Genomic DNA, 25894 nt, shown 5'->3' with positions numbered 1-25894 from the left:
CGTAAGTCTTTGTCTTGAATGGTTGAGTCGTCAGCCGGCGCTCGTTCAGGTCACCAATTGCTGCGACAACTCGGCCGCACTCGGTCGGTGACGAATCTCCGCCCGCTTGAAGCCGACGCTGATGACGCCAGCCAGCACGAACAGACCGATCGAAATCGGTCCGAGCAGCCAACGATCCCAACCGAATTGCAACACCGTCATCACCGAGAGCATGTTGGCAAGCGACAGCGGAATCAGCGCCTTCCACGAGAGATTCATCAGCTGATCGAAGCGGAAGCGCGGAATCGTCCAACGCAGAAGCATAATCAGCACGATCACCATGAAGACCTTGGCGAGCAACACCAAGAGCTTGACGATCCAGGCCCCGGCGTAGGCCGATTCCGCCGTGGCGATCCACGGGAAATGCCAGCCGCCGAAGAACAGGATCGCTGTGAGGAAGCTGGTCGTGATCACGTGGGTGTATTCGCCGAGGAAGAAGAGGGCGAACTTCATCGAGCTGTATTCGGTGTGAAAGCCGCCCACCAGTTCCTGCTCGCACTCTGAGAGATCGAACGGCAGACGGTTGGCTTCGGCCATCGCACTGGTGAAAAAGATCAAACAGGCGAGCGGCTGGGTCCAAAAGTACCAACTCCAAAAACCGCCGCTGGCCTGCTGCGTGAGGATCTTTTCGATGTCGAGCGTACTGCCGAGCAGCGCGATGCCGAGCACCGACATCCCCAGCGGAATCTCGTAGCTGATCACCTGGGCGCTGGCTCGCAATGAGCCAAGGGCGCTGTACTTATTGTTCGACGCCCAGCCGCCGAGGATCACGCCATACACCGCCAGGCTTGTTACGGCAAAGATGAAGACGATGCCGATATCGACGCCCGGAACGATGATGAACCGCAAGAACCAAGGCGCACCCGCAGCCCCAACCGGGCCGTAGGGGACGACGGCAAACGCCAACATCGTCGTCAGCAAGCCGATGCCAGGGGCCGCCAGGAAAAGAACTTTATCGGCGTTCGCCGGAATGACGTCTTCCTTGAGTAGGAACTTGGCGCCGTCGGCAAACGGCTGAAAGATGCCCATCGGCCCCACGCGGTTCGGCCCGCGCCGATCTTGCATCCACGCCGATAGCTTGCGTTCGAGCAAGATCAAATAGGAAATCACCCCGAGCATTGCGCCCACCGCGGCCACGATGGCCACGAGGGTGATAATGAGACCTTGCGGGATGTACTCGAAAATCTTGTCCATACTTTCGTCAGCAATCAGGCTGTCATGCCTTCGATACTCGAACAGCGCTATTAAGTCCTCAGCTACGTCTTCGCCACCACATGCGCTTCCGGCGCGCCATGCTCATTGAGCAGCACGCCGAACTCTCCCAGCGCTCCCTGCTTGAAGGCGGCGAACGCCGGAATCTTCTCGGCCATCTCTTTGCGAATCGCGGCTGGATTGAACAATCCCTTGCGACCCGTGAGGTCCCAGAGGATGCGGCCATCTGGTCGCGTTCCATCAGGTCCACGAATCGCGCGACCGATTTCCTGTGCAAGTCCCTTGTAGTTCACGAAGCTGCCGTCCCGCTCGGCGAAAGAACCGCCCGTGAGCAAAAAGTCGGCGCGATCACTGATCGCCGATGGCAGGAAGTCTTGCAAAATCACCAGCGCTGCTTTGCTCAGGCCAGCCGCTTGATGCGGTTCGAGCCAGCCGGCCGGATCGCCGCCGACGAGATAGATCGCTTCGAGCTTGCCCGCGGCGCCATCGGCCGCGAGGTCGCCCAGCGTCGTCGCAGAGCCGCCGAAGTGATTCAGCACCATCTCGACGCCGCGGCGATTGGGGGCCTTCTCAGCCCGAATCGTGAACTTCACCGGCTCGATCGGCTTGCCGTAAAAGTCCTTCGGATAGGTATCGTCCTCGCCGACAGTTTTCACTGGTCCGAGCGCCAGCTTCACCTTCGGCGACAAGCCGCGAAGGTAGGCGGCGAGCATAAAGGCTTCTTCGACGGTCATCCAGGGCGAGAAGACTGCCGCGCACTTCTCGGGGGCTTTCGCCACGGCCTTCGCCAGCGCCTTCTGCAGCGAGGGGATAATGTCGTCCCAGTCGCGGGTGCGGACTTCGCCGTTTTTCCGGCGGGCCGGAAAGGTAAGCCGCTCATCAGAATGGATGTACTTCCAGCCGAAGCGGCCTTCGTCGCACATGAAGTCGCCCTGCGATATCGGGTTCGAGCGCGGCGTCAGGCGATAGAGTTGGTCTTCGTTCTGGTCGACGTCGACGCTGCAGCCGGTGCTGCAATTGGGGCAAACGCTCTTGGTGGTCTTCAACCACCAAACGCGCTGTTGATACAGAAAGTCCTTACTGCACAAAGCGCCAACCGGGCAGAGGTCAACGACGTTGCCCGCTAGTTTGTTGTCGCACGGCATGCCCGGGAAAATATCGATTTGCTCAGCCGAGCCCCGCGACACCACCTGCAGTTCAGACGTGCCGCTCACCTCGCGCGTGAACCGCACGCACCGCGTACACATGATGCAGCGATCGGTGAACAGCGTGATGTTCGCGCCGATATGGTCCTTGTCGGGCTTGATGTTCTTCGGCTCTTGCAGCCGGCTGTATCCCCGACCGTATTTGTAGCTGTAGTCCTGCAGGAAGCACTCGCCCGCCTGATCGCAGGTAGGGCAATCGAGCGGATGATTCAGGAGCAGGTACTCGAGCGTTGCTTTCTGGGCCGCCTTCACCTTCTCGCTGTTGGCGATAACGACCGTTCCTTCTTTGACCGGCGTCTGGCATCCGGGAACGAGCTTTGGCTGCATCACCACCGTGCCGTCCGGCTTCGTGTCGCCCACTTCGACCAAGCACATGCGGCAACTGGCCACGACCGACAATGCCGGGTGCCAGCAATAGGAGGGAATCTCGTAGCCGATCCGTTGCGCCGCCTGGATGCAATTGAGTTGCTCCCCGGGCTTCAGTTCCAGCGGCTGGTTGTTGATGATTGCCGTCGGCATTACAAACTCCTCGCCCGCAGGGGGAGAGGCTGCGTGGTTGATGTCTCGTTCAATTTCGGTCGGTATTCCGTCGGAGTGAGCCGCATTGATTTCTGGCCTAGTGCGCGCCCGCCATTAACTCTTGGGCGCTCGTCACCGACCGCCGGCCGCTAGCGATATACTCTTCAAAGTCGCCGCGGAACTTCTTGATCGCGTTCTTCACCGGCCAAGCGGCGCCGTCCGACAGCCCGCAAATCGTCGTCCCGGGAATGATGCCCATCGAACCGGCGACTTCGGTCAGCGTGTCGAGGTCTTCCATCTTGCCGTGACCGGCGCGAATCCGCTCGAGAATCTTCGTCATCCACGCCGTTCCTTCACGGCAAGGCGTGCATTGGCCGCACGACTCGTGCGACATAAACCTGCAGCAGTTGTAAAGGACGTCGACCATGCTGGTCTGGTCGTCGACGACCACCACCGCCGCGGTGCCGAGGCCGAGGCAACCCGCTTTGCCCGGACCGTTAAAGTCGAGCGGCGTGTCGAGTTCGTCGGCTGACAAGAAACCCATGCTGATGCCGCCCGGCACAACCGCCTTCGCTTTGCGGCCTTTCCACACGCCGCCCGCATGTTCGTCGATTAGCTCGCGAGCGGTAACGCCCAGCGGCAACTCGACGCACCCCGGTTTGTTCACATGGCCGCTGATGCAATACAGCTTCGGGCCGTAGCTCCCCATGTCGCGGGGATTGTTCGGGTCGGGCGGAACGCCGATTGACTTGAACCACTCCGAACCGCGATTGAGGATGTGGGTGACGCAGCAGAGCGTTTCGACGTTGTTGACGATCGTCGGCTTGCGGAACAGGCCTTCAATTGCCGGGAACGGCGGTTTGATCCGCGGCCAGGCCCGTTTTCCTTCGAGGCTTTCGATCAATCCTGTTTCTTCGCCGCAAATGTACGCGGCCGCTCCGCGATGGAGAACAATGTCGAGATTGAATTCCTTGCCGAGAATGTTCTTGCCGAGCAGTCCGGCAGCGTAGCATTCCTTAATCGCAGCATCGAGCACCCGATAGCTGCGGCCATACTCGTAGCGGAGATAAAGGAACGCCTTCTCCGACTTGATCGCATGGCATGCAATCGCGATGCCCTCGATCAACTGATGCGGATCGAGCTCCATCAGGATGCGATTGTTGAACGTTCCTGGCTCGCTCTCGTCGGCGTTAACGCAGAGGTAGATCGGCCCCGGATGGTCCTTCGGCAGGAAGGTCCACTTCAGCCCCGCCGGGAAGCCAGCGCCGCCGCGACCACGGAGAACTGAATCCTTCACCATGTTCGTCACGTCGGCCGGCGGCATGCCGAGCGCCTTCTCCAGCGCCTTGTAGCCGCCGTCGGCGCGGTACGTCTCGAGCTTCGCGCTGTTTGGCTTGGCAATGCGGGCCAACAGGACTGGTTCAAAGGAAGGCATCAGAGAGGGTACAGGGTTCGGGGTATGGGGTTCAGGGAAATAGAATTCAGTCTTCACTGAACCCCAAACCCTGAACCCTTGGCTAACTTGTTCGATGGAGGACGGCCCGTCGCAACGGCCGCCGTACGGGCTACTGCTTGCCCACGATCCTCTCCACGTCTTCCTCCGAGACGTTCATGTGGCATTCGTCATCCACGAGGATGCACGGCGCTCCTTCGCACGCTCCCAGGCACTCGGCGTACTCGAGCGACACCGATCCGTCGGAGGAAGTTTGGCCAGGACCAACGTGCCACTTGTGGGACAGGTTTTCCAGCAATTCCTCGCCGCCTCGAAGCATACAGGAAATGCTCCGACAGACCCAGACCCGCCGCTTCCCCAACGGCCGGTCAGGCTCGCGAAAGAAATTGTAAAACGACATCGTGTCGTGGATCTCAGCCGGGTGGATCTCGAGTAATTCCGATATCTCCCGAATCGCCTCAGGCGAAACCTGGCGCAACTCATCATGGACGATGTGGAGCGCCGGCAGCGTGACGGCTCGGCGGTCGGGATACTTCGGGAACTCGGCCCGAATTCGCTCGCGTATTTGTTCTGAAAGTACTGGCATCGTTTTGAACACTTGGGCGCGAGTTAGCGATCCAACTCCGCGGCGATAATGTTAAGACTCCCCAACACCGCCACAACGTCGCTGAGCTGATGCCCGCGAATCAGGTGCGGGAAGATCGAGAAATGGATGTAAGAGGGGGGCCGCGTCCGGCAACGGTAGGCGCGGTTGCTGCCGTCGCCAACCAGGTAGAAGCCAAGTTCCCCGTTAGGCGATTCGGTGGCGCCGTAAACCTCGTTCGTCGGCACCGGGAAGCCGCGATTCGGCATCAACACTTCGAAGTGCTGAATCAGCCCCTCAATGCTGCGGTACACGGCTGGCTTCGTCGGCAGCACGATGTCGGTCACGGCGTCAACGTTCACCGGTCCATCGGGGATGTTTTCGATCGCCTGCTCGATGATCTTGATGCTCTCCATCATCTCGGCCATGCGGACGAGATAGCGCGAGTAGACGTCGCCGCCCTTGGCGCACACAACCTTGAAGTCGAGGTCGCCGTACGCCAGATAAGGTTCGTCTTTGCGGAGATCGCGCACCACGCCGCTCGCTCGGGCGAGCGGGCCCGTAACGCTCAAATTGATCGCATCTTCGGGCGTGAGAACGCCGATCCCTTTGCAGCGGTCGATGAAGATCCGATTGCGGGTGAGTAAGCGGTGCAACTCGGCGTGGACCGGCTTGAACCCCTCGGTGAACCGCTTCACCTGAGCGGCCCAGTCGGAGTTTACGTCGAACATCACGCCGCCGACGCGCGTGTAGCTCGCGTGAAAACGCTGTCCCGAAGCGTACTCGGCCAGATCGTAAATCTTCTCGCGCTGCGTGAACGCGTAAAGAAACGCCGTAAAGGCGCCAAGATCGAGCGCCTGGGCGCCGCAGCAGAGCAAGTGGTCGTGCAGCCGCATCAACTCCGCGAGGATCGTGCGGAGATACTTGCAACGCGGCGTCAACTCCAGCCCCAGCAATTTCTCAACCGTGTGATGCCAGGCGATCTCGTTGGCCATCGGCGAGATGTAGTTCATCCGATCGACGATGGTCACATACTGGTTGAAGTCGAGATCCTCCCCGAGCTTTTCGAAACCGCTATGGAGGTAGCCGATGTGGGGCGTGGCGTCGATCACCTTCTCGCCGTCGAGCTTCAGCACCAGGCGCAGCGTCGTGTGAGTCGCCGGATGCTGCGGCCCAAAGTTGAGCGTCCACAGGTATTCCTGGTCAACTGATTCGACTTCAGCGGCGTCTGATACTGCGAGCGGCATTGTTTCGTTATGTCAGGCTTTCCGCCTGTTTGTAGGCTCGGTTTTCCACCTTCACGGCATCACGATGCGGGCCCGGCTTGCCTTCGAGCCAGACCGTCGTTCAATCCAATCCAACTCGCCAGCCAAGTCGACGCGTCTGACCTTCGGCTAGCTTTCCGAACGCGTGATCACCGGGAAATTGTGCCGCTCGCCATATCCCTTGCGCGGATAATCCTTCCGCAGCGGGTAGGCCGTGAATTCATCCGGCATCAGGATGCGACGCAAGTCTGGATGCCCCGCGAAGACGATCCCGTACATGTCGTAAACTTCCCGTTCCATCCAGTTGGCGCCCATCCAGAGCGTCGTTACCGTCGGTAATTCCAACTCCGGCGGATTGAGCGGCGTCTTCACAATCAGCCGCTCGCCGCTATCGACGTTCAGCAGCGCATAGACGACGTGAAAGCGATCGACCGCCTTCGGATACTCCAGATAGTCGACCGCGGTGAGGTCGACCAACATGTTGAAGCCCTGCTCCTTCAGCCAAGCGAGCAGCGCGAACGCCCGCTCTGCCGGCACGATGACGCGGCGATTGTCGCGGAACGTTGATTCCTCGATCTCGTCGCCGAACTTCGCTCGAATCTCTTCCAGGCTTGGCATGAACTGACTTCTAATGGATTTGAACCGCTAAGACACGTAGGCACTAAGCAAAACACCAAGAAGAATCCTAAAACGCTAATCTTCGCTGATAGAGATTGTCATAATTGGCGCAGATCAACATTCCTCAATAGTTCGCATTTCCCCTGCTTCGTGTCTTCCTTTGCGTCTTGGCGCCTTGGCACTTAAGGTCTTTAATGCTTATCGCTGCACCGTCGGCTGGCCGTAAATTTCCAGCCCCGGCACTGGCGTCACTTCGCGACGGCGCCGCAATTCATCCACGTCGAACGGCTGCGGTCCAGTGGCCGCGGTCCGCTGCGCAAATTCTTTGCCGGTAATCGTGCCGGTCCGTTTGATCTTCTCCTGCATCTCCATCACGGCGGCAATCAACTGCTCCGGCCGCGGCGGACATCCAGGCACGTACATGTCGACGGGAATGAAACGATCGACGCCCTGCACCACCGCATAGGTGTCAAACACGCCCCCCGTGCACGCACATGCGCCCATCGAAATGCACCACTTTGGCTCGGGCATCTGCAGCCAAATCCGCTGGAGCACGGGCAACATTTTCATCGCCACGCGGCCCGCGACAATCAATAGGTCGCACTGCCGCGGGCTGAACCGCATCACCTCGGCGCCAAATCTCGCAATGTCATGGCGCGACGAAGCAGTCGCCATTAGTTCAATGCCGCAACAAGCGGTTGCGAACGGCATCGGCCACAAGCTGTTGCTGCGGGCCCAATTCGCCGCCGCGTCGAGCTTCGTCACAAAGACGTTTTCGGGCAGACCTACCGCCATTTGAAGACTCCCTTCCGCCACGCGTAGATGTAAGCGATGACCAACGTGGCGATGAAGGCGAGCATGATGCCGAACACAGTGCCTCGCAGTTCCAGGGGAATTCCGCCTTCGTCACTGAAAGCGCTCACCGCCCAGGGATACAGGAACAGCAGTTCCACATCGAACACGAGGTACAAAATGGCAACCAGGCAGAACCGCACGTTGAAAGGCTGCCGGGCGTCGCCAACGGGATCCATGCCTGACTCATAAGGCATGTCCTTAACGGGCGTTCGCTTCTTGGGGCCAATCAGATGCGTCAGCGCCAGATTCGTCAGCACAAAGCCAACTAAAATAATGGCGTAGACGAACAGCGGGGGGAAATCGGGCATGGGCTTGAGGTGGGACGACGTTGGCTAGGGGCCAGGACCATCCGATCGCCTGACGCCTGCATTGCTTGAGCCGGCCATTCTAGACCGAAGTCGCGAATCGCCACAAGCCGCGTCGAGCGCATCGGACTCGCGCCCTCCGCCGCCGCTTAACGACTGACCGTTGCGGCAAGACGAATGGGGAATGCTGCATGGGGAATGGGGTCAGCCGGAAAAGTCTCCCCATTCCCCATGCAGCATTCCCCATAAATCCTTCAGGAGTTCCGCCGTTCTATTTCAATTCCTTAATCCGCACGTTGCGGAAGGCCACCGGATCGCCATGCCCGGCGAACCCGAAATGCCCCTTTGCCCGCCTCGCACCCGGATGCGGCTGGTGATCGACTGGCTCCTTGGTCACTTCCGACAGATCAGTGTCAAGAATTTTATGGCCGTTCAGGTGGACCTCAATCTGGTCGCCGTCGACGATCGTCTCCTGGTAATTCCACTCTCCGACCGGGCGTAGGTACCCCCTCGCAGCGGGGGCCAGCCCGTAGGCACTGCCGTGAGTCTGGTACGGCTGGAGATCGGGGTAATGTTCCGGCGAGTCGTCGAGCACCTGCAGTTCGATCGCCTCAAACGCAGGATTCGCCTCCGGACCGGGCGACCGAATCGCTAACCCGTTATTCCCCCCCGGCGGCAGCTTGAATTCCATCCGCACGACAAAATTGTCGTACTCCTTATCGGTCAGCAGATTCCCGCCCGCCCCCTTTTTCGCCTGGACGGCGCCGTCGACCATCTCGTAGTCCTTGGTCGCGCCGATCCAGCCCGACAGGTCTTTGCCATTGAGCAGTGGCACGAATCCCTCTTCCCCCCCCCCAATATCCGAGAGCAACTTCGCCGCCTCATCGGCCGGAATTTCCCGCACAAAGACGTTCTTGAAGCGCGTCTCGCTGCCGTGGGTCTGCAATTGGATCGTTCCCTTCGGAAACACCGGCAGGGAGCGATCGAAAAAGTTCTCCAGCACCACGTTGTCGACGACCTTCTTGTCGTTCAGCACCACCGTCACTTTGTCGCCGACCATGCGAACGTACATGCGGTTCCACTCGCCAATCGGCTTGTCGGCGACTTCGCTGGGCCAGCGATCAGCTTTCTCGTTGTTCCAGAGGCCGCCGGATCCCTTGTCCGATCCGTGCTGGTGAGCTTCCTCGTTCGTTGGATCCCAGAGTTGAACCTGCGGAGTGTCGCGCAGATAGATGCCACTATCTCCCTTGGGCGAGAGCTTCCAATCGACCCACAGCTCAAAGTCGCCGTAGTCCTTGTCGGTCACGAGGTGCGGGCCGTGACCGTCGCTCACGAGTTGGCCATCCTCCACCTTCCAGTGCTGTGGGATTTCCTTGTCCCACGCCGCCTGCTGTTCCGGCGTGATCTTCCGCGGGTCGGCCGTCGAGCCCCCCTTCCATCCCTTCAAGTCCTTGCCGTCAAACAGGGCGGTAAACCCCTTGGGCGGCTGATTCTCTTCCGCCGCGGTCGCAACCGCAACGAACATCATCAAACAGGCCATCGCGGCGGAAAGTCGTGCAACCATCACGGCAGGTACTCCCAGGTCAGAGTGGCAAACCAAGCTGCCAATATACCCCCGCCCGCGGGCGGGGCGAAAGCGGCGGCGATTCAACCCGCCCCCTGCAACGCGGTCCCAGGAGCGACGTTTACCGCAAATCCGCCAGCCGATGGCGCTCCGCAGGGAGCCACCGGTCGAGCAAATCGCGGCAATTCAGCACCTTTTCCGCCAGATCTAGCGGCGTGAAGAAATAGTGATTCGTCGCTTCAAAGCCGATGCGGGAATCGCTCGACTGCACCGCGTAGAGCCGCCGAGCAAGCTCGATCTCTGCCCGCAACAACGTTTCAAGTTCCTGCAGAGTTGGCCCCGCATCGTCGTCCGGGCCGAGCGTCGCCAGGCGATCGCGGGCGAGCACGAACCGCGTCTGGTTGGCGGCGCTGCGAAACAGAATGGCCGCCGCCTCGCCGACGCTCTCCTCGCGTCGCAGCGCATCGTCAAACTCATCCTGGTCTGCCGTCGCCCGCTCCGCCTTTAGTTCGCTCACTCCGCGGTCAAACCCATCAGCGACCAGCGAGAACTGCTTGGCGAGGATCTCCGCGGAGTACGGCCCGCGCCACCCGTTGACGTCGTCGTAAGGAATTCCCACCATCGTCGCGCGGTAGCCGGTCGGCCGCTCCCACAGCGGATTCGCCGGCCCGACATGATGCGGCCCGTTGTACACGACGCCGCCGTCGTACGGGTATTGTTTAAGCCCGTCGCTAAACTCTCGCCAAGCGCGCAATACTCCAGCGACATGCGTCGCTCCGAACCGTCGCGTCGCGGTCGCCTGCAGCGCTTCCGCGGGCGATTCGCCCTGAAGCACCCGCGACGCCGTCTCCAGATTAGGCGAAGGATATCCCCCCAGCGTCCAGCCCAACATCACGCCGTCGACGTTCGCCGCGCGCAACCGCCCCATGTGTTCCGCAACGTTCATCATCGCCGGCAGATAGGGAACGGAACCTAGTTCCCAAGTGGTGCCGACCTGCAACTTGGCAAAGGCAGGCATACCGCGCGCCTTGGCCGCCTTCCACTGCCGCTCAGCTCGCGGTCCCGGCCCAATTGCCGAGATCGAATACTCTCCGACAGTCGCCTTCACGCCTCCGCGCTCGATCGGCAGGCTCCACTCGCTGACGCTCATCACGGCGTTCTCGACCGGCATCGCCGCGATCGCCGCCTCCGCCCACTGGTCTTGCCACCCCCAGTCCCAGGCAATCATGCGCGTCGACGAACCTGCCAACCGCACCCCCTCGCCGATCAGAGCGTTCACCTCCGCAATCACGTCGCCGGGAGCTCTGCCGCTGCAGCGGGGGCACGACTTCCCTTGATAGTGCGACCAGCAACTCGTGAGATTCTCCGACGCTGAAATCGTGAAGATGCCCGCCAAGTCGGGCACGCTCCGCACGATCGTAGCGGCCCCTTCGCGAAGATATCGCTGCACCTCGGGATGGCTCGTGCAGAGCGCGGCATAGTCGCCTTCGGTCACCCCTTTCAACTCGGGGTGTGCGTCGAACCACTCCACCGGCATCGACCGCGGCTCATTGAGATAGAGGTAGACGCCAATCCCGTGACGTTTGGCTCGCGCCACCAGCGCCGCCAAGTTTTTCAGTCGCGTCTCATATCCCGCGCTGAGCGCTGGCTCCCACGGAAACGGCGTCAACTTCGGCAGCACCCCCTGCAGCCAGACGCCGTTGACGCCGCTCGCCCGCAGCCGAGCTAGGTAGCCATCGGGATAGGGGTCGAGATCGTCGTCCAGCAGCGGGTCGCCGTACAAGGCGAAGTATGAGTAGCAATACCGCGGCGCTTCGGCGGTCTGAGCCGCCGGCAGCGTCGGTTCGCCGGCAACGGGCGCGGAGAGTTCCTCGACGAAGTCGAACAGCGGCTCCTGCAACTGGCCGACCCGCTCCGGAAACGCTTCGGTCAAGATCGCCGCGATCTCCTTGGCCCGCGCGCGCGTCGCCGCGTCCGGCGGCGCATACGCCAGCGTCTCGCACTGCGGCTTCAGGTTTCCCAACTTCACCATCAGGAAATCATCCTCGCGCAATGTGAACGCGAGTTCCTCCGCAGACCAGTCGAGCAGTTTGAGCAACTGATCGTACGGCAGCAGGTGCCAATTGGCGCGGATCACCGTGACGTACGACCGCCGCCACTGCTCCGCCGAAATCGATGGCGGAGCCGACAATCCCATCGACTTGCCGACGGCACGGATCTCGTCGGGCGATGCGCCCGTCGCCGCGGCCATTCGCTCGATAGGCGTCAGCTGCCAATTTCGCCAGACGAACGCATGAAAGCGGTCCGGAAAATGGGGCAACGGCAGCGCTGCAGGCGACTCGCCCACAGGCAGCACCGCCGACAGCAACAACGCTGAGAAAAGATTGAGCATCGATCCGCCCCCAAAGACAAGCGACGCGCGTCCGCCTCGCTGCCATGCTGGTCGATGCTGCAGGCGGGGTCAAGCAGCCCGCCGCTGCCGCGCTCGCCCCGCGCGGCAGGCGCCAACTCAATCGACGAGACTCTTCTCAGCCAACTCCTGCTCCGAGTAAAGGCTGCTGACAACGCGTTCCCGCCACTGCATCACGCGAGACTTGATGGTCGCGGTCGAGTAGCTGCGAAACGTATAGGCGCATCGCAACTCGGTGGCGAAGCGATCTTTGTAAGCTTGCCTCCCCGGCCCAAAGCTGTATTCGGCGTCGCCGCGGGCGAACGAATCTTCGAGCATCTTGTAGAGCAAAATCCGCCCGCAGTGTTCCATCTCCGCCGATGGGTCAAACCCAGCTCGCAAGCCGTAAGTCCTGCCTTCGGCGACGTAGTTGTAATTGAATGCTACCGGGCGGCCGGCAACCGTGAGGATGTTCGTATCGAGCATCCCCAGCGCCGCAGCCCGGCAGTGGAATTCCAGCAGCAGATCGCGTACGCGCGGCGACGAGAGGGTGCTTTGCGACTCCGCCTCGGCCTGCCAGCTCTTGGCCGCAATCTGTTCGCAGATCGCGTATATTTCCAGCGTGCGGGCGTCCCGACCTGTCCCTCCCGCTTCCGGTCGATACCGCAGCATCTCGACCGGTCCCGCTTTCTCCAATACCTCGATGTCGCGTCGCATCTGTCGTCGCCAGTTGCGCGAGCGACTTTCAACGTACTGGTTCCACCCGTCGTCCATCCTGCAGAAGCGAACTTCCATCCGCGGGCGGATGAAGAAACGGTTGCCCGTTTCGCGGAACGCTTCGCCGATCGTCATGTATTCCGCCGCCGCCTGATCGACGTAGCGAAGATCGATAACATCCCAGTCATGGGGCGTCGCTTCAATGTGCTTGAGCGACGCCTTCATCACGACGGTCGGCTCGGCGCTAATCGGGCCGTAGAACGTCGACCAATCGTCGAGCGGATAGGTCAAGACGCGCACGGCGCCGATGCGGCGCCGCTCGGTGCGGACGCAAAACGGCACGATGCCGACGACGTCGCCGTCGCGTTCGACGATCACCGCCCGCAGTCGCTGCTGCGGGTAGTGTCCCCAGGCCGCTTCCAACCACTCGAAGGTCTGAAAGAACGAAAATCTGGGGGTCGCCTTCAGCAACCGGCTCCAAGTTTCGCGCAGCGTGGAGAGTTCGGTGAGTTGATTAATCTCGCGGACTTTGAGCATTGTCGGTCGTGCAGCGCAGAGACGTGATGCTAACCTTCACTTGGCGAAAGGATAGCTCGCTGCTTGGCTTACGCGCTCGCACTCGGCGCCGACGCTACAGCCCGCAAAATCGCGCGAAGTCCGTGAAGCGACGTCTCACGAGGGTTTCGTGCGACTCGCTCCGCCTCAGCATGCACGAGAACAAACAGGCGGATATCGTGCACCCGACTCGCCAATCTACTCCTCGGAAATGACGAGGGTCTCAATCTTATCGCCCTGCTTGATCTTGTTCACCACGTCTTGACCCTTATCGAGCACCTTGCCGAACACGGTGTGCTTGCCGTCGAGCCAAGGAGTGGCCACGTGCGTGATGAAGAACTGCGATCCGTTGGTATTCGGGCCAGCGTTGGCCATCGACAAAATGCCAGGTCCCGAGTGCTTCAGATCGGGATGAAACTCATCGGCGAACTTGTAGCCAGGGCCGCCGGTGCCGGTCCCTTCAGGGCAGCCCCCCTGGATCATAAAATCTTCGATTACGCGGTGAAATTTGAGCCCGTCGTAAAAGCCCTTCTTGGCGAGCTTTTCAAAGTTTTCGACCGTTTTGGGCGTCTTGTCGGCGAACAGTTCCAGACGAATCACGCCCTTGTTCGTGGTCATGGTGGCGACTTTCATGGCAGCTCCCAAGTCAGATGTCTATAAGTTCCGGTCGCTGCCGAGGTCATCGCGCGCAGCTACGAGTTTGCAGGAGACCCAGCCTATCTTTCGCCGCCGCGATTCTCAACCCACCTAGCATCGATTGGGCTGTTCGCCTCGCCTGCCGCCGCAGTCGGAATTCTAGGTCCGCAGCGTTTGGCTCATCCCGGCCGCCACGGGCACGAAGATCATCAGCGGCAACCACGCCGCCAGGGACGGCCGCAGCATGTTCACCGCGCCGAGCGATTGGCAGCTGAGCGCAATGAGCGTAAACGCCGTCGCCACGCCCATGCAAATCCCAATGGACAGAAAGATGTTGCGATTGCTCCGCGACAACATCAGCGGCAATCCGAGCATCAAAAGCGTTCCGTCCATCAGCGGCTGCACGAGCCGCGTGTGGACGGTCACACGGACGTCGGCGCCCAAGTCAGCTCCAGGGTCATTCAATTCGTGGATCAGTTCGCCGATCGAGGCGTACTTCCGCCAGTTGGAGCCGCTGGCCAGGAGCGGGAAGGGTAGGTCGCTCACGACGAACAGCTCGTTCGCGCTTAACCACGGCACGTCCTGGGGAGTGACGATGACCGGCTGGTCTCCGATCAACACCGAGGTCATGCGATCGACTCGCGCTGGCGCCGTGACGCCGGTGAGGACGAAACCCGCCGGCCGTCCCTCGGCGGCGTCTTTGTAGTAACCTTCAGCGGCGACGAGTTGCTGGCCGCTCTTAGCCATTTCCGCGGGCAAGACGAAGGCGGGCTTCAGGATCTTTCGCTCGCCAAGGATAATCTTCTCGCCGCCGATCAGGATCCCGTTTCGATCAAATCTCGGTTCCAGGTCACGCGCCGCGTCGCCTCCCAGGTCTTTCGTATCACGCGTCAATTCGTCGCGAACGCGCGGGATCACGAGCTCGCGATTGGCCACGCCGAGGAGGCTGACGCCCGCCGCGGCGAACAGGATCGGCTTCATGATCCGCATCTTCGAAATGCCCGCGGCCATGATGGCCGTCAATTCCTGATGACGCTGGAGCCAGGTCACCGTGAACATCGCCGAAATCATTGCGAGAATGCCGCTCGTGCCGTCGAAAAACGCCAAGCTGTGGTAAGCGTAGTATTGGGCCATCACCCCAAACAGGCTGCCCCCCTTTTCGGCGTACGACGAAAAGTGGTCGAGGTGACCGAACGCGTCGATCACGATGTACAGTCCGGTGAGGCTCGAAAAGCAGATCAGAAAGACCTGCAAGAATTGCCGCAGCAGATATCGGTTGAGGATAAACATCGCACTCGCGCCAGAATCCTGCGGGAACGGAAGCCGCGGAGAGTAGTCGAGCCCGGCTGCTAGCGTCAACCTCGGCGCCCGGCTGCGAATCCCGGGGTATTTGCTTGCACCGCCCACATTGCGGCCGCAGAATATCTACCCGGAGAGGCCTTTATCGTGCCGCCGGAATGCACCTTATGCCCGGACCACTGACCAAACCGCCCTGGTGGCGCGACGCCTTGAGCGCCGGGCTCGACCTCGTCTTCCCCGCCAAGTGCATCGCCTGCTATCGCGACTTGGCTGACGGCCAGCGCGAACTATCGCTCTGCAGCGACTGCGAAACAAAGCTTGAACTGATTGACTGGCGGGTCTGCCCGCGCTGCGCCGCGCCAGTTCCTTCAACTAATGGCGTTGATCTCGCCTGCAACCGCTGTCGAGGCGACAAGCTCCGCTTTGATCGCGCCATTGCGCTCGGCAGCTATGAGGGATTGCTCCGTCAACTGGTGATGCGCACAAAAGCCGACCGCCAAGGAGTCGTCACCCGAGCACTCGCCGACTTGGCTTGGCAACGGCTACGCGAGCAATTGCTGGCGTTGCGAATCGACGTCGTCACTGCCGTCCCGATGCATCGTTGGCGGCGCTGGCAACGCGGCGCAAACGCGCCGCAGATGCTCGCCCGTCGGCTTGCCGAACGCCTGGAGGCGCCGTGCGCCGGGGAGATGTTGCGGCTTGTGCGGAATGTGCCGCCGCAGGTCGGATTATCACGCCCCGCACGATTTCGCAATTTGGCGGGAGAAATGGCTGTAGGTGCATCCTATTATTTAGCGGCCGCCCGGGTGCTGATCGTCGATGACATTCTGACGACCGGCGCCACTTGCAGCGAAGCCGCCCGCGTCTTGCGCCGCGCCGGCGCCGCCGACGTCACGGTGCTGGTCCTCGCCCGTACCCCTGCCGGCGGCTAAAGCGAGTTAGCATCCGCCAAACCAACCCCGCCTTAAAACCCTTCCCCCCTCCCCCTTCGACCTTCCTCCTTCCTTCATGTCCTCCCCGCAGCCAACGACGAAATCTGCGAGCGCGCTCGATCCGTTTCGTCGAGCGATCGTGCGCGGCCTGGGCATCTTGCTCCCGCCGCTGCTGACGATCGTCATCATTCTGTGGGTCTGGAACACGGTCGCCGAGTACCTCCTCGTCCCCTTAGAAAATGGCGCGCGGACGCTGCTCGTCGACTATCACGAAAAGAGCATCATCCCCGCCGACCTCGTCCCCGCCGACCAACCCGTGAAGGGCCGGGCGCTGATCGAAGGCGTGGCCTATCGCCAAACGGCCGACGGCCAGTACATCCCGGCGGCCGACTACGACGAAGTGGCCGAGGCCGTCGGCAAGGCCCCCATGCCCGCCACCGCCGACGGCGTCTATCAGGTCTACGTCCAGAACAAATATCTGCAGCGACGAATCGTCGTACCGATCTTCCTCTGCGTCTTCATCCTCACGCTCTACCTACTGGGGAAATTTCTGGCTGCCGGCATCGGCCGCTTCTTTTGGACGCAGTTCGAACGGGGGGTCACGCGACTGCCGCTGATCCGCAACGTTTATTCGTCGGTCAAGCAAGTGACCGATTTCATGTTCAATGAAACGGAGATCGCCTACACCCGCATCGTGGCGATCGAATACCCTCGCAAGGGAATTTGGCAACTCGCGTTCGTCACCGGCGAAAGCCTCCTCGATATCGCATGCGCCGCCAACGAGCCCGTCCTTGCGGTGCTGGTGCCGACCTCGCCAATGCCGTTCACCGGATTTACCGCGACCGTGAAGCGCAGCGAAACCATCGACCTCAACATCACGATGGAACAAGCGTTACAATACATCATGAGCTGCGGCGTCGTGACTCCGCCGCAACAAGGATACAAGGCGACGTCATTCCGCCAGCTTCCCGCCACGCCTCCGCTGCCGGCCCCCAATCCGGAAACCTGATGCCGCTCGATCGCCCGCTGCGTATTGGCACCCGCGCCAGCAAGCTGGCTCGCTGGCAGAGCGATTGGGTCGCCGCGGAACTGAGCCGACTCGGTGCGGCCGTGGAAATCGTCGAGATCACTACCCGGGGCGACGTGGAACAACTTGGCCCCGTTGGTTCGATTGGCACGCAAGGCGTCTTCACCAAGGAAATCCAAGCAGCATTGCTCGCCGGCCAGGTCGATCTGGCAGTTCACAGTCTGAAAGATTTGCCGACCGAACAAGTCGCCGGGCTCGTCCTCGCCGCGACCCCGCCGCGCGAAAGCGTCGCCGACGCCTTGGTAGCCCGCTCCGCCGCGTCGCTGGCCGATCTTCCCCCCGGCGCCCGCGTCGGCACCGGAAGTTTGCGCCGGCGGGCGCAACTGCTTCACCTCCGTCCCGATCTCCACGTCGCCGGCATCCGCGGCAATGTTGATACACGACTCCGCAAACTCGACGATGGCGAATTCGACGCCATCGTCCTGGCCGCCGCCGGCCTCACGCGCCTCGGCTGGGCCGCTCGGATCACCGACCGCCTCGAACCGCCCCGCATGTTGCCGGCCCCAGGTCAAGGTTCACTAGCGCTTGAATGCCGTGCCGACGATCTCCCGACGCTGGAAATGGTCGCTCACTTGAACGATCCGCTCACCCGCCTCGGCGTCGTCGCCGAACGGGCCGTACTGGCCGCCTTGCACGGAGGTTGCTCTGCTCCCATTGCGGCTTGGGGCCGCGTCGACCGCCAGACGCTGCGGATCGATGGATTGGTTGCGAGCCTCGACGGCCGCGAAGTGGTCCGAAGCGCGATCGTCGCCGAACTCCCCGCCGGCGAGCCCGGGGACGCCGTGGCCGCTGCCGAACAAGCGGGCCTCGCCGTGGCAGATGAGCTACGCATGCTCGGCGCGGAGGCGATCATCCTCGCCGCCAAACAAGGTTAAAGCTGTTCGTCACAGCGATGACACGCAGGTGCGTCGCCGGGCCCTGCTTGCGGCAAACTTTGCCGATCGCCAATCGGCGCCGATCGGCGCCTTCTGCCGCTGGCGCCGCTAGCCTGCTAGCTTCATCGATTGCTCCGTCGTCGCGAAAACTTCAGGCTTTCCTTGGGAACGAATCGCGGCACGCCGCGTGCATAGAGTCCGTCCCATCGACATGCAGGGGGGCAACGCCTGCACTACGGTCGAACGATGCCTTACGGCATGTACATCTCCGCCGAAGGGGCCCAAGCTCAACAGCAACGGCTCGAAGTGATCGCCAACAACATGGCGAACATGGAGACAGTCGGCTTCAAGCGCGACGTCCCCATCTTCCAGGCGCGCTTCGCTCAGGCGATCCAGCAGCAGAGCGACTATCCCCACAGCGGCACGCAAAATGACGTCGGCGGCGGCGTCAAAATCATCGACGTCGAAACGGACTTCGAGTCGAAGAGCCTCCGACAGACCGATATCCCGACCGACTTCACGATCAACGGCGACGGCTACTTTCAGGTCCAGGCCCCCGACGGCAACGTCTTTCTCACGCGGGCCGGCAATTTCACGATCGACGCCAACGGCCGGCTGATCACACAGGACGAGATGCCGGTCCTCAGCACCGACGGCACGGAAATTCTCATCGACAACACGCGCCGCTGGGAGATTTACCCTGGCGGCAACATCGTGCAGAACGGCGAATGGACCGAAATCGGTCTCGCCAAGCCGCAATCGAACGGCGACCTCGTCAAGATGGGCAACAACCTCTTTCGCCCGCTCGCGCCGGTGACTCCGGTGGTCGACGGAGAGCGCGACGTTCGCCAAGGTTATCTCGAACAATCGGGCGTCAACCCCACGCGCGAGATGATGGCAATGATCGAAACCTCGCGGGCCTACGAGGCCAACACCCGCATGATTCAGCATCAAGACAACATGATCAGCGGACTGGTGAATCGACTCCTCTCGACGCGATCGTAATCCATAAATCTCAGCCCCTGGCTCCGCCAGGGGGTAGGCAACCATTTCGGTACTCGTCGCCCCATGTGGCGTCACCCCCCGGCGTAGCCGGGGGCTACAAAACTCCTCAACTCTCGACACTGCCATGAGCGTTCAAACCCTTTACACCGCCGCCACCGGCATGGACGCCCTCGAGACCAAGCTCGACGTCATTGCCAATAATCTGGCGAACGTTAACACCACGGCGTTTAAGGAAGATCGGGCCAACTTCCAGGACCTCTTCTATCGCCAGATTCGCTACCCCGGGGCCCTCGACGCCGACGGCAACATCACGTCGACCGGCATCGAAGTCGGCCTCGGCGCCCGCGTTTCCAGCACCCAAACCAATTACGAGCAAGGCGCGTTCGAAACCACCAACCGTCCGCTCGATCTCGCCATTGAAGGTGAAGGGTTTTTCCGCGTCAACGACGCCACCAACGGCGGTACCCTCTACACGCGGGCCGGCAACTTCGGCATCAACGCCAACAACCAGGTGGTGCTCGGCTCGGCTCAGAACGGCCTCGTGATCGACCCTCCGATCTCGATTCCGATCGAAGCGACTCACATCGTCATCACGACCGATGGACAGGTTCAGTACAGCACCGCCTCCGACCCGTCGCTGCAGAACGCCGGACAAATCTTGCTGTCCCAGTTTCTCAACCCCGACGGCCTGATCAAGCTCGGCGACAACCTCTATCGCCAGACCGACGCTTCGAGCTTCCCCGTCGACGGGCTACCTGGCTCCAACGGCATGGGCACCGTGCGGCAAGGGACGCTCGAAGCCTCCAACGTCCAGCCCGTGCAGGAGTTGATCGACCTGATTACCACCCAACGGGCATTTGAACTCAATTCCCAGGTCGTGCAGACCGGCGATCAGATCATGCAAGTCGCCTCGAATCTCCGCCGTTACTAACAGAACCTAGCCATGTCACGATTGCTCGTCATCCTCGCCGCACTCATCGCCGCGGCGCCAGCGTCTGCGACCGAGGTGATTCTCCGTCCGCGCGTGGAGGCCCGCGGATCGGTCGTACTGTTGGGCGACGTCGCCGACGTACTGGCGGACGACGACGCTGTCCGCAGCCAACTCGCCGCGACGCCCCTCATTCCAACGCCTGCTCCGGGGACGCAACAGTACCTGCGGCTGGCTGAGATTCGCGACTTGGTCGCCTCGCGCGGCATCGATGTGGGCGATATCCGCTTCGGCGGAACGGTCATCGTCTCCGTCATTCCCGAGGCTGCCGTCGGGAAAGACGAGCCACGGCGCGCTCCCAGTCGTCCGGTGATTCGCACCGAACAAGACATCCAGCTTGCTTCCGACCGGTTCTCCGCTGCCGTCAAGCAATACGTTCAGTCCCAAACCGGCCACGACCTGTGGAACGTGAAGGTTGAAGCGGATGCCAAGCTCGCCGACTTCGCCGACAAGGCGGGCGACAGCATTCGCCTCAGCGGCGGCGAAGCACCCTGGACCGGTCGGCAGCGGTTGACTCTCCTGGGCCCCGCCGACGAGCCGCTGACGCTCATCTACGCGAAGATCGATCGCCTCGATCTGGCCATCGTGGCGGTTCAGCCGATTAGCCGCGGCGATCTGGTGCGCCGCAGCGACGTCGAACTTCGCCCCCAACTTGGTGCTATCCCCTCGCAATCCGCCGCGTCGCTCGAAGCGGTCGTCGGTCGGGAAGCGATCCAGGGGATACGGCCCGACTCGATCATCCAACTCAATCAGATTCGCACCCCCGTCATTGTGCGCCGCAACGAGCGGGTGAGCATCCGGGCTCGCGCCGCCGGCGTCTCGGTACGAACGTACGCCATGGCCCAGCAAGATGGCGGGATGGGCGATCTCGTGATGGTCCAATCGCTTGCTAGCAAGGAACGCTACGCAGCGCGCGTCGTCGGCGTCCGCGAGCTCGAGATCTTTACCGCGGGCTCCTCGGCAGACGAACTCGCCGCCAATCCAGCTCCGGCGCAATAGTTGCTTTTTCTTATCGGAACCCCCTCATGAACCGCTACCCGACCATTCGCCGCTCGTCCCTTGCCGCCTCCCTCGTCGCTTCGGCGACGCTGGGCGTAGGCGGCGCGTCAGCCCAAGACAGCAGCCTGTTGCTGGAGCCTGTCCAATCGCAAAAGCAGCAAGCTCTGACGATGGAAAACGGCTCCTTCATGTTCCGCGAACTCCCGGCCGACCATCGCCCGCGCGAGGTGCAGTTGCACGATACGCTCACCGTCATCGTCGACTACCGCACGCGCATGATCAGCGAAGGCGACGCGGAACAGCGCAAAAACTCCTTCATCAATCAGGCCCTCACCAGCTGGCTCGCGTTCGACGGCAAATCGATCCGCCTCGCGCCGCAGCTCGCCGGCGACCCGCGCGTCTCGGGCATCAATAACAGCCAGTACCGAGCCGAGTCCGACCTGGAGCTTCGCGACGCGATGTCGTTCAAAATCGCCGGCGAAGTCATCGACATCCGCCCCAATGGGAACCTCTACATCGAAGCCAATTGGAACGTCGAGAACAACGAAGAGAACTGGAAAATCTTCCTCAGCGGCGAGGTAAGTCGCGAATCAATTCAGCCCGATCGAACGGTCACGACCGACTCGATCGTCAACCTCAATATCAAGAAGAAAGAGGTTGGCATGGTCCGCGAGGGTTACGAACGGGGCTGGTTCTCCGAATTCTACGCTCGCTACAAGCCCTTCTAGAGCTGCCGCCGCCGACTGCCTTTTCATCGAATCTCGACGCAATCTCATGAAACTCCACCGCTCGCTTCTACTGCTCGTCCTCGCGATTGCCGCTCTCTGCGGCGACGCCGCCGATGGCCACGCCAGAACGGTGCTTCGGAACATCGTCCGGGTCAAAGGACAAGAGACGAACACGCTCCGCGGCATTGGCTTGGTCGTCGGCCTCAACGGCACGGGCGAAGCGAACGATCCGGCCACCATGCGCGCCCTCGCTCGAGCAATGGAAATCATGGGCGCCCCGGTCCCCGAAGTTCCCTTGGGCGGTCGCAGCGGCTTGAAGGATCTTGAGAAGGTGAAGAACGTCGCCATGGTGATGGTCACGGCGACGGTGCCTGCCACGGGCGCCCGTCGCGGCGACCAGATCGATTGCTACGTCATGGGCATCAACGGCAAAAGCCTGGATGGCGGCCGTCTCGCGTTTGCCGCCCTCCAGGGCCCCCACACGCAGGACCGCCGCATCTACGGCCTCTGCGAAGGCAGCGTCCATCTACAAGATCCCGAGTCGCCCAACGTCGGCTTCATCAAGGGGGGCTGCCAGATGGAAGAGGACATCTTCACTCCCTTCGTCCACAACGGCTGCGTTACGCTGATCCTTGAAGAACATCACGCCAACTTCCAAACCGCTACCGAAGTGGTCGACTCGATTCATAAGCTCTATTCCCGCGAGGGAGACGGCTTCGTGCAGGCCGTGAACGCTTCGAACATCGTCGTCCGGATTCCGCAGGAATACCAGAACAACCCGGTGGCGTTCGTCGCCGACGTCCTCGACGTCGACATCTACTCCGCCGAACCCGAAGCCCGCGTCATCATCAACACGCGCACGGGCACGATCGTCATTAGCGGCGACGTCACGATCGGCGACGTGGTGATCTCGCACAACAACGTCGTCATCGAAGCGGGCGATCCGCCCGGGTTCACCCCCATCGGCACCGAGCAAGTCAATTCCACGAAGCTCGACGCCCTCGTCGACGCGCTCAACTCAATCAAGGTGCCCAACGAGGATCGGATCGAAATCATCAAGGAGATTGCTCGCAGCGGCAAGCTCCATGGACGGTTGATTGTCGAGTAACGGTCCGTGGTCAATTGTCCATAGTCCGTTGCTGCTGTAGCCGCCACCCTCCTGCTTGTATTAGCAACTGACCACTGACAACTGACGCCATTTAAAAAGCTTCGCTGCTAAACATCGCTCACCGCCATGCCAATTAACCTCAATGCCACCGCCAATATCAAGCCGCTGCGGCCGACGGTCACGACCGCCAGCCAGCAGCTGGACAATGCGCGCGAGTTGCAAGGCGCCTTTCAAGACTTCGTCGGCAAAAGCTTCTATGGCGAGATGCTCAAGGCCATGCGCAGCACGGTCGGCGAGCCAGCATACTTTCACGGCGGCAATGCCGAAAACGTGTTTCAACAACAACTCGATCATCAACTTGGCGATGAAATGTCGAAAGCAAACGGCGGCGAACTCTCCGCGGCGATGTTCCGGCGACAGTTCCCGAAAGAGGCGGCTCTAATCGCTGACTCCGAAAAGCAGGCCGCGGCGTCGCTCACCGACCTCCATGCTCTCCGCCGCCGCTAAGCCAACTCCATTAGTAGCCGCCGGCGGAGCCTGGGGCTTCCACAAGGATTCAGCTCGTGATTGCCGTGACGCCGCTCCACTGGGAATCGGAACTTGCCGCCCTGCTCAAGCGGCTTTCGACCGCACAGCAGGAACTGCTGTCATTGCTGTCGACGAAGCGCGAGATGATCGTTCGTCGCGATCACCAAGGCTTATCCGATTTGGTGACCCGCGAGGGCGAACTCGCCGCCGAACTGCAAGCATGCCAGCAGCGCCGGCAAGAGTTATTGCGGCAGGCCGACGCCGCAGGGCTGCCGTCGCATTCGATTGAAGAACTCGCCACCGCCCTGCCCCGTTCGGCCGCATCTGCCCTGAAAACGCCTGTCGCCGAAGCAAAGCAACGCGCCGAATTGATTCGTCACGAGTGCCTGGCCCAGTGGGTCGCCGTGCAGCGCACCGTGCTGCACCTGTCACAATTACTGGAGATCATTGCTACTGGAGGCCGTTCGCAGCCGACATATGGAAAGGGCCGCGTCATCGAACGAGGCGGCGCCCTCATCGATCAGGCAGTCTAGGAAGCGCCGAGAATCTAGCCACGACCGCGAACGAGCTGCGACGCCAGTCGCGCATCGTTCGTCGGCGTCGCGTTGTTTCTCGTCGCGCGCTTCGCCGTAACCTCGTCGGCCGCGTCTTATGTCGATCTTCGGCTCCATCCAGATGGCGGGCAATACGCTGCAGGCGATGGAAATCGGCCTGCACGTCGTCGGCAATAACATTGCCAACGCCAATACGCCCGGCTACATCCGCGAACGCGTCCTCTACGCGCCAGCCCCTGTCCAGAAGCTCGGCAACCTCACGCTTGGTCTTGGCGTCGAGATCGCCGGCATCGTTCAAAACATCGATGGTTTCATCGAAGACCGTCTTCGCGGCGTCGCCGGCGACCGCGCGAGCTCCGAAATCCAGGAGAAAGTCTACCGCGATCTCGAGTCGATCATCGGCGAGCTCTCCGACACCGACGTCAGCACGCAGCTGACCAACTTCTTCAACAGCATCGATGAAGTCGTCAATCAGCCCGAGGAAATGTCGGTCCGCAACCTCGCGGTGCAGGCGGGCAAAACCCTCGCCACGACGATCAATACGCTGAGTAGTCGCGTCAATACGGCCTACGAGGAGTTCGGCATCGAGGTAAATAACCTCACCTCGGAAATCAACACGCTCACGGAACAGGTTCGCAAGCTCAACGTCCAGATCGTTTCGCTAGAGGGCGGAAATCCGACGGCCAGTCAAGCCGGAGCCCTTCGCAGTCAACGCGGCGTAGCGCTGAAGCGTCTCGCTGAAATCGCCGACGTCTCCGTCACGGAAAACAAGGTCGGCGCCGTCAATGTGACCGTCGGAGGCGAGTTGCTCGTCTTTGAAGGCACCGCACGACAGGTCAAAACCGACTACGCCACCTCAAACGGCCGCCCCGTCGCCACGATCCAATTCGCCGAGAACAATAGCCCGCTGTACGTCTCCGGCGGCGAACTCCACGGCATCTACGAGGCCCGCGACACGATTGTCGGCGGCTTCCTCGATCGACTCGACGAGTTTGCCGGCGCGCTGGCGAACGAGTTCAACAAAGTTTATTCCCAAGGGCAAGGAGCCACCGGCTTCCAGAGCGTCACGAGCCAAGAAGCGGTGTCCGACCCCGCGCTCAGCCTCGACGCCGCCGGCCTCCCGTTCACGCCGGTGAACGGCCAATTTAAGCTCTTGGTCTACAACACGACCACCAAGCTCACCGAGACGCACACGATCAACGTCGATCTCGACGGCCTGCAAGACGATACGTCGCTCGCGTCGCTCGTCAATCAAATCAACGGCATCGTTGGCGTCAATGCTCAGGTCACCGCCGACAACCGCTTAAAGCTTTCGACCGAGAGCGCGGAAACGCGTCTGGCCTTCGCCGACGACACCAGCGGGCTCCTGGCGGCGATCGGGATCAATAGCTTCTTCACTGGGTCCAACGCGGCCACCCTGTCCGTCAACGACGTCGTCGCGGCGGACGGCTCCAAATTCGCCGCCTCGTCCCAAGGCATCGGCGTTAACGTCGAGAACGCCCAGCGACTAATCGCCCTGCACGACGGCGGACTCGCGAGCCTCAACGGCGGCTCGATAACGGGACTGTACGATCAGCTAATCAACGAGGTCGCGCAGGGAGCGACGGTCGCCGGTTCGAAAACAGAAGGATTCAAAGTCTTCGAGCAAACGCTGCAAGCCAACGCCCAGGCGGTGAGCGGGGTCAATCTCGACGAAGAAGCCATCGACATGATCATGCTCCAGCGCACCTATCAAGCCTCCGCCCGTTACATATCCACGCTTTCCGACTTGATGGACATCCTGGTGTCGCTGTGAGTACGGCACGAAGCGAGCCGGGTCGCCCCGACCCCGGCGCCCAGCCCGATTTTGCAATAAACACTCGGTAGCGGCGACTTG

24 protein-coding genes are annotated in these 25894 nt (G+C 61.4%); 11 read left to right on the top strand and 13 right to left on the bottom strand.

What is annotated here, in order from left to right:
* Window positions 1–45: 45 nt before the first annotated feature.
* From nuoH to I41_RS07065, 13 genes are all read right to left on the bottom strand, one after another.
* Window positions 46–1233 carry an NADH-quinone oxidoreductase subunit NuoH gene (nuoH, locus tag I41_RS07125; protein ID WP_145431893.1) on the bottom strand — a complete coding sequence of 396 codons (1188 nt, stop codon included), beginning with the start codon at window positions 1231–1233 and terminating at the stop codon, window positions 46–48.
* A gap of 62 nt (window positions 1234–1295) precedes the next feature.
* A complete protein-coding gene (locus tag I41_RS07120) occupies window positions 1296–2975 on the bottom strand; it encodes a 2Fe-2S iron-sulfur cluster-binding protein (protein ID WP_145431892.1) in 1680 nt (559 codons plus the stop codon).
* Window positions 2976–3072: 97 nt separating this feature from the next.
* Window positions 3073–4410, bottom strand: a complete 1338-nt coding sequence (gene nuoF / locus I41_RS07115; protein WP_145431891.1) for an NADH-quinone oxidoreductase subunit NuoF — start codon at window positions 4408–4410, stop codon at window positions 3073–3075.
* 130 nt (window positions 4411–4540) lie between these two features.
* On the bottom strand, window positions 4541–5014 hold the full coding sequence (locus I41_RS07110; protein ID WP_145431890.1) for an NADH-quinone oxidoreductase subunit NuoE family protein: 474 nt from the start codon (window positions 5012–5014) through the stop codon (window positions 4541–4543).
* Window positions 5015–5037: 23 nt separating this feature from the next.
* Window positions 5038–6258: an NADH dehydrogenase (quinone) subunit D gene (nuoD, locus tag I41_RS07105; RefSeq protein WP_145431889.1), complete on the bottom strand. Its 1221-nt coding sequence runs from the start codon at window positions 6256–6258 to the stop codon at window positions 5038–5040.
* A gap of 147 nt (window positions 6259–6405) precedes the next feature.
* Entirely contained in the window at window positions 6406–6894 is a 489-nt protein-coding gene (locus tag I41_RS07100) for an NADH-quinone oxidoreductase subunit C (RefSeq protein ID WP_145431888.1), read from the bottom strand.
* A gap of 198 nt (window positions 6895–7092) precedes the next feature.
* Window positions 7093–7689 (bottom strand): NADH-quinone oxidoreductase subunit B, encoded by a 597-nt coding sequence (locus I41_RS07095; protein WP_145431887.1) that lies wholly within the window; start codon window positions 7687–7689, stop codon window positions 7093–7095.
* Window positions 7680–8057, bottom strand: coding sequence for an NADH-quinone oxidoreductase subunit A (locus I41_RS07090; protein WP_145431886.1), 378 nt, complete (start codon window positions 8055–8057; stop codon window positions 7680–7682). Before I41_RS07090 ends, I41_RS07095 begins: the two co-directional genes overlap by 10 nt.
* 268 nt (window positions 8058–8325) lie before the next feature.
* Window positions 8326–9618 carry a 3-keto-disaccharide hydrolase gene (locus I41_RS07085; protein ID WP_246133871.1) on the bottom strand — a complete coding sequence of 431 codons (1293 nt, stop codon included), beginning with the start codon at window positions 9616–9618 and terminating at the stop codon, window positions 8326–8328.
* 121 nt (window positions 9619–9739) lie between these two features.
* Window positions 9740–12010 carry a hypothetical protein gene (locus I41_RS07080; RefSeq protein WP_145431885.1) on the bottom strand — a complete coding sequence of 757 codons (2271 nt, stop codon included), beginning with the start codon at window positions 12008–12010 and terminating at the stop codon, window positions 9740–9742.
* Window positions 12011–12127: 117 nt separating this feature from the next.
* Window positions 12128–13261 (bottom strand): GNAT family N-acetyltransferase, encoded by a 1134-nt coding sequence (locus I41_RS07075; RefSeq protein WP_145431884.1) that lies wholly within the window; start codon window positions 13259–13261, stop codon window positions 12128–12130.
* A gap of 216 nt (window positions 13262–13477) precedes the next feature.
* Complete coding sequence (locus I41_RS07070) at window positions 13478–13912, bottom strand: peptidylprolyl isomerase (protein ID WP_145431883.1); 435 nt, start codon at window positions 13910–13912, stop codon at window positions 13478–13480.
* 162 nt (window positions 13913–14074) lie between these two features.
* Window positions 14075–15205, bottom strand: coding sequence for an LptF/LptG family permease (locus I41_RS07065; RefSeq protein WP_145431882.1), 1131 nt, complete (start codon window positions 15203–15205; stop codon window positions 14075–14077).
* Window positions 15206–15381: 176 nt separating this feature from the next.
* Between I41_RS07065 and I41_RS07060 the strand changes: the two genes are divergently transcribed.
* The 11 genes from I41_RS07060 to flgK all read left to right on the top strand — a co-directional run bounded on the left by I41_RS07060 (window position 15382) and on the right by flgK (window position 25813).
* On the top strand, window positions 15382–16146 hold the full coding sequence (locus I41_RS07060) for a ComF family protein (protein ID WP_168206750.1): 765 nt from the start codon (window positions 15382–15384) through the stop codon (window positions 16144–16146).
* Between the two features lie 76 nt (window positions 16147–16222).
* The gene (locus I41_RS07055) at window positions 16223–17155 is read left to right on the top strand and encodes a DUF502 domain-containing protein (RefSeq protein WP_145431880.1); all 933 of its coding nucleotides are present in this window, start codon (window positions 16223–16225) and stop codon (window positions 17153–17155) included.
* Complete coding sequence (gene hemC, locus I41_RS07050; protein WP_145431879.1) at window positions 17155–18108, top strand: hydroxymethylbilane synthase; 954 nt, start codon at window positions 17155–17157, stop codon at window positions 18106–18108. The genes I41_RS07055 and hemC overlap by 1 nt, the downstream gene beginning before the upstream one ends.
* A 246-nt stretch (window positions 18109–18354) precedes the next feature.
* Window positions 18355–19113, top strand: coding sequence for a flagellar hook-basal body protein (locus tag I41_RS07045; protein WP_145431878.1), 759 nt, complete (start codon window positions 18355–18357; stop codon window positions 19111–19113).
* Window positions 19114–19237: 124 nt separating this feature from the next.
* Window positions 19238–20044: a flagellar basal-body rod protein FlgG gene (gene flgG, locus I41_RS07040; RefSeq protein ID WP_145431877.1), complete on the top strand. Its 807-nt coding sequence runs from the start codon at window positions 19238–19240 to the stop codon at window positions 20042–20044.
* 12 nt (window positions 20045–20056) lie between these two features.
* The gene (gene flgA / locus I41_RS07035; protein ID WP_145431876.1) at window positions 20057–21100 is read left to right on the top strand and encodes a flagellar basal body P-ring formation chaperone FlgA; all 1044 of its coding nucleotides are present in this window, start codon (window positions 20057–20059) and stop codon (window positions 21098–21100) included.
* 26 nt (window positions 21101–21126) lie between these two features.
* On the top strand, window positions 21127–21828 hold the full coding sequence (locus I41_RS07030) for a flagellar basal body L-ring protein FlgH (RefSeq protein WP_145431875.1): 702 nt from the start codon (window positions 21127–21129) through the stop codon (window positions 21826–21828).
* A gap of 46 nt (window positions 21829–21874) precedes the next feature.
* Window positions 21875–22936, top strand: coding sequence for a flagellar basal body P-ring protein FlgI (locus I41_RS07025; protein WP_145431874.1), 1062 nt, complete (start codon window positions 21875–21877; stop codon window positions 22934–22936).
* 126 nt (window positions 22937–23062) lie between these two features.
* Complete coding sequence (locus I41_RS07020) at window positions 23063–23443, top strand: rod-binding protein (protein ID WP_145431873.1); 381 nt, start codon at window positions 23063–23065, stop codon at window positions 23441–23443.
* 56 nt (window positions 23444–23499) lie between these two features.
* Complete coding sequence (gene flgN, locus I41_RS07015) at window positions 23500–23997, top strand: flagellar export chaperone FlgN (RefSeq protein WP_168206749.1); 498 nt, start codon at window positions 23500–23502, stop codon at window positions 23995–23997.
* A gap of 118 nt (window positions 23998–24115) precedes the next feature.
* Entirely contained in the window at window positions 24116–25813 is a 1698-nt protein-coding gene (gene flgK, locus I41_RS07010) for a flagellar hook-associated protein FlgK (RefSeq protein ID WP_145431871.1), read from the top strand.
* The last annotated feature ends 81 nt before the right edge of the window (window positions 25814–25894 follow it).

The sequence above is a fragment of the Lacipirellula limnantheis genome (genome assembly GCF_007746075.1).
Lineage (GTDB): Bacteria > Planctomycetota > Planctomycetia > Pirellulales > Lacipirellulaceae > Lacipirellula > Lacipirellula limnantheis.
This window is presented reverse-complemented; position numbering and strand designations above follow the sequence as displayed.